The 4,820-nt window shown below is 74.9% G+C and carries 4 protein-coding genes and 1 pseudogene; all 5 read right to left on the bottom strand.

Annotated elements, in window-relative coordinates; translation table 11 throughout:
* Nucleotides 1–592: pseudogene (locus ND748_RS25395) on the bottom strand (Ppx/GppA family phosphatase); the annotation flags it as partial.
* The gene (locus ND748_RS25390) at nucleotides 589–1,164 is read right to left on the bottom strand and encodes a DUF501 domain-containing protein (protein ID WP_251748567.1); all 576 of its coding nucleotides are present in this window, start codon (nucleotides 1,162–1,164) and stop codon (nucleotides 589–591) included. The pseudogene ND748_RS25395 and the gene ND748_RS25390, both read right to left, overlap by 4 nt.
* Nucleotides 1,165–1,264: 100 nt before the next feature.
* Nucleotides 1,265–1,639, bottom strand: a complete 375-nt coding sequence (locus ND748_RS25385) for a septum formation initiator family protein (protein ID WP_251748566.1) — start codon at nucleotides 1,637–1,639, stop codon at nucleotides 1,265–1,267.
* Nucleotides 1,640–1,644: 5 nt separating this feature from the next.
* Entirely contained in the window at nucleotides 1,645–2,928 is a 1,284-nt protein-coding gene (gene eno / locus ND748_RS25380; protein ID WP_251748564.1) for a phosphopyruvate hydratase, read from the bottom strand.
* Between the two features lie 526 nt (nucleotides 2,929–3,454).
* Nucleotides 3,455–4,820 (bottom strand): signal peptide peptidase SppA (gene sppA / locus ND748_RS25375; RefSeq protein WP_251748562.1); only part of this gene is annotated, 1,366 nt, incomplete at its 5' end.

Genomic DNA, 4,820 nt, shown 5'->3' with positions numbered 1-4,820 from the left:
CCCCCCCCCCCCCCCCCCCCCCCCCCGCCCCCCCCCCCCCCCCCCCCCCCCCCCCCCCCCCCCCCCCCCCCCCCCCGCGGCCGGTTCCTCCGCGCGCGGCCGAGGGGCCGGGATCGCCGGATGTTCCGGGCTGCCCGGGTGCTCCCGACCGGTCGGCTGCTCCCGGCTGGCTCGGCGCCCCCACCCGACCCGGCGTTCCGAACTGCCCGGATCCGCCGACGAGGTCGCCGATGGCGCCGCCGAACGACAGCGCCGCCTCCTCGTCCCCGCTGATCACCTCGGGGTCGACCCCGAGGATCGCGCGGACGCCGGCGACCAGCTCGGCTCGGTTGCGCGCGTCGCGGGTCGCACTCGTGGCCACCATCCGCACCCTGGTGGCGCCCAGGCGTTCGATGTCGGCGGCGTAGTCGCGCAGCGCGGCGAAGGTCCGCGCCAGCGCCTCGGGGGCGAGCTCACCGGTGCGGTCCACCCCGGCGCCCAGCCGGACGATCTCCATCCGGCGGGTCAGCTCGTGCAGCCCGGACTCGTCGTGGTCCGCCACGAGCAGGCGGATCGAGTTGGTCCCGCAGTCGATCGCGGCGACTCGGTTCACGCCGGCACCTCCTCCGTCGTCCCCGCGCAAGCCTCGGCTGCGCCCGCCCGGCCCACCGCGGCCGGACTCGCGTCCACGCACGGCCCCCGCCGCCCCCAGTCGTCGACGGCGGCGATCGCCTCATCCCCGAAGGGGTTCACTCCCGGGCCCGCTGCCAGGCTGTGCGCGACGAGAACATGCAGGCACTTGACCCGCTCCGGCATGCCACCGGCACTCGGGGCGCCAGGCAGGACGTCGTGTGCGTCCCGGTGGGCGAGGTAGTCCCGGTGCGCCGCGGCGTAGGCGGCGGCGAGATCGGGATCGTGGGCGAGGCGCGCCGTCATCTCCCGCATGATCCCGGCCGCCTCCAGCCGCGACACCGCAGCCGCGGCACGGGGACAGGTGAGGTAGTACAGAGTGGGGAACGGCGAACCGTCGGGCAGCCGGGGAGCGGTCTCGACCACGTCCGGCAGACCGCAGGAACAGCGATGGGCGACGGCCAGAACCCCGCGCGGCGCGCGGGACAACTGCCGTCCGACGATCTCGACCTCCTCGGTCGTCACCGTCGTCGACACCACGTTCTCCTCCCGCACCGCGACGCTCTCCTCCCTGGGACGGCGACCGCGCACCGGCACCGCCGCCTAGCATCGCAGATCCACCGCACACCACAGATCCACCGGGCGTCGCAGATCCTCAGGGCGTCGCGATCTCCGACCACAGCCGGCCGTACCAGGCCGAGCCGCCGGACGATCCCCGATGGGCATCGTCGTCACCGGGCGTGGGGGTCGGGGCGGCGGGCATCAGGTACGCCCGCTCGCCCGGCTTGATGTAGTGCAGCCGCCGGCGCGCCTCGTCGGAGACCCAGGCCTGGTCGTCGTAGCGCTCGACCGCCGCGCGCAGATCGTTGACCCGGGCCTGGGTCTGCGTGTTCGTCCGTGCGAGCTCCGAGAGCTTGCTCTGCTGCTTGAGGTACAGCCGCAGCGGATAGGCGAGGGTCAGGACCAGCACGCAGATCACGACGGCGAGCAGGGTCGCCCTCGTGGTCAGTGCGGCGCGCGGCGGCGGCATGCGGATCAGGCGGGCTGCCCGTGCCGCGGGAAGGCGGCTGCGCCGGCGAAGCGGGCGGCGTCGTCGAGCTCCTCCTCGATCCGCAGGAGCTGGTTGTACTTCGCGACCCGCTCGGTGCGGGCGGGTGCGCCGGTCTTGATCTGGCCGCAGTCGACGGCGACGGCGAGATCGGCGATCGTGGTGTCCTCGGTCTCACCGGAGCGGTGCGACATCATCGCCCGGTAGCCGTTGCGGTGGGCGAGGTTGACCGCGTCGAGGGTCTCGGTGAGGGTGCCGATCTGGTTGACCTTGACCAGCAGGGCGTTCGCGGCCTTGGAGGCGATTCCGCGGGCAAGCCGCTCCGGGTTGGTGACGAACAGGTCGTCCCCGACGAGCTGCACCTTGTTGCCGAGCCGCTCGGTCAGCGCCACCCAGCCGGACCAGTCGTCCTCGGCCAGCGGGTCCTCGATGGAGACGATCGGGTAGGCGCCGACCAGCTCCGCGTAGTAGTCGCTGAGCTCCTCGGCGGTGCGGGTGCTGCCCTCGAAGGTGTACGAGCCGTCCGAGTAGAACTCGGTCGAGGCGACGTCGAGGGCGAGCGCGACGTCCGAGCCGAGGCGCAGGCCGACCTTGTCGACGGCCTCGGCGATGAGGTCGAGCGCATCCCGGTTGGTGGGCAGGCTCGGGGCGAAGCCGCCCTCGTCGCCGACGCCGGTACCCAGGCCCCGCGCCTTGAGCACGCTCTTGAGCGCGTGGTAGACCTCGGCGCCCCAGCGCAGCGACTCGGAGAAGGTGCTCGCGCCAATCGGAGCGATCATGAATTCCTGGATGTCGACGTTCGTGTCCGCATGCGCGCCGCCGTTGAGGATGTTCAGCATCGGCACCGGCAGCAGGTGCGCGCTCGGGCCGCCGAGGTAGCGGAACAGCGGCAGCCCGCTGGCGGCCGCGGCCGCCTTGGCCACCGCGAGGCTCACGCCGAGCAGGGCGTTGGCGCCGAGGGCGGACTTGTCCGGGGTGCCGTCGAGGTCGATGAGCGTCTGGTCGAGCAGGCGCTGCTCGGTGGCCTCCAGCTCGATGATCGCCGGACCGATCCGCTCGATCACCGCGGCCACGGCCTTGCGAACGCCCTTGCCGCCGTAACGGTCCTCCCCGTCGCGCAGCTCCACGGCCTCGAAGGCGCCGGTGCTGGCCCCGCTGGGCACCGCGGCACGGCCCAACGTCCCGTCCTCCAGGACGACTTCGACCTCGACGGTGGGATTGCCACGCGAGTCAAGGATCTCGCGGGCTCCGACAGCCTCGATGGACGGCACGGTTAGGACCTCCGAATGCGACGACACGAACGCGACGACACGATGACACCGAACGGACCGCTGCGGACCGGCGCCCAGCGGGCACCCGCACCGCGCCGGACCCGCCCCGCGCCGGACCCGCAGCACGCCCGACGGCGTGGCGGACCCATATCGCGGGACGAGCGGGGCCGTCCGGACGAACCGGTCGGTGCGACACTACCGTCGCGCCCGCGTGGGGCGGCGCTGATCCCGGCGCGTCGCGGAAGGTTCCGCCGGGGCCCGCCGGCCGCGACCGGCCCCGGCCGGCCAGCCGACCTCAACTCGGGCGGCGCGGTGTCACGCATCCCACAGCCCCGCGGGCCGCGCCCCGCCGCCCTCCGGGCACCCAGGTGGGGCCGTGGAGGTGGGAACGGCCTGCAGATGCAGGAGGTTGTCTGCGGCCTCGGCGGCTGCAGCCGTCAACAACCTCCTGCAATTGCCGACGTAACCAGGATGGGCACCAGCCAGGGCCCCAGCGCGCCACCCGTTGGTCGCAGGCGGAGAGGCGCTAGCCGATGCGCCCGAGCGGCGGCATCATCAGCGGCCCGCCGACGGGCAGGCCGAGCCGCGCGGCCAGCGGGGCCCAGGGTCCCCAGCCCGCGGCGAACCCACCGATCCCACCGGAGCCGCCGAACACCCCGGAACCGCCGAGCCCACCGGAGCCGAGCAGCCCACCGGAGCCAAGCAGCCCGCCGGCACCACCGAACATCCCGGAACCGCCGAGCCCGGAGCCGGCGAGCCCGGAGCCGGCGCCGAGCAGGGCGGCCAGCCCCCCGGTCAGGATCCCCGGCCGGGCCGTCGCCGCAGCGCCACGGTCCTCGCTGGACTTCGGCGTCCGGACCCGTTCGAGCACCGACGGCTTGGGCGCCAGCCGCACCCGCGGCGTGTCCCCCTCGGGCAACCCGGCCCGCGTCCAGGCCAGCCTGAGCGCGTCCGTCAGCCCGCCGAGCTCGTCGACCAGGCCGTAGGCGTAGGCGTCGGCCCCCGTCCATACCCGGCCCCGGGCCAGCTCGTGCACCTGGTCCCGGGTCAGCCGCCGGGCCGCGGCCACCTTGTCGACGAAGTCCGCGTAGACGCGGTCGAGGAACTCCTCCAGCTTCTCCCGCTCGCCCGCGGTGAACGGGCGCCGCGGCGACATCATCAGGGCGTGCTCGCCCTCGGCGACCGCCCCGAAGCCCACCCCGACCTTGTCGAGCAGCTCCCGGACCACCTGCTTGCCGGCGAACACCCCGATGGACCCGGTCAGCGTGCCCGGATTCGCGACGATGACATCCGCGGCCAGGGAGACGAAGTAGCCGCCCGACGCGGCGACGTCCCCCATCGACACGATGAGCGGTCGGCCACTGGCCCGGAACCGCTCAGCCTCCCGGCGCACCAGGTCGGAGGCGACGTAGGAACCTCCCGGGCTGTTCACCCGGAACACCGCCGCCGCCACGTCCTCGTCGCGCGCCGCGGCCCGGAACGCCGCCGCGGCGGCCTCCGCGGCGAGCACCGGGCTGGCGAACGGCCCCGGGCTGCCCGGCCCGAGGATGACCTGGCCGGTGCCGTGGATGAGCGCGACGACCGAACGGCGGGGGTCGCGATGCGCCACGGTGACCGACGGCGCCAGCGGGACGCCCTCGGTGTCCGTGCTGGCCCCGTCGTCGGGCGACCCGGGGCGAGCGCCCGTCGAGCCGGTGCCGGCATCGGCGGACCGACGCTGCGCCGAGGGCGACGTCTCGCGCAGGAAGAAGGCGCCCGGGCCGCGCGCAGTGAGGGTCGCGACCCGGCGCACCGGGGACTTCTCCCGCCGCTCGGCGAGCCGACGGTAGGCCGTGGCGTACATCAGCACCGGCTCGGGGCCTGCGTCCCCGGCCGCGGCCGCGGCCCCCGGC

This window comes from Frankia sp. AiPs1, assembly GCF_023716945.1.
GTDB lineage: Bacteria > Actinomycetota > Actinomycetes > Frankiales > Frankiaceae > Frankia.
This window is presented reverse-complemented; position numbering and strand designations above follow the sequence as displayed.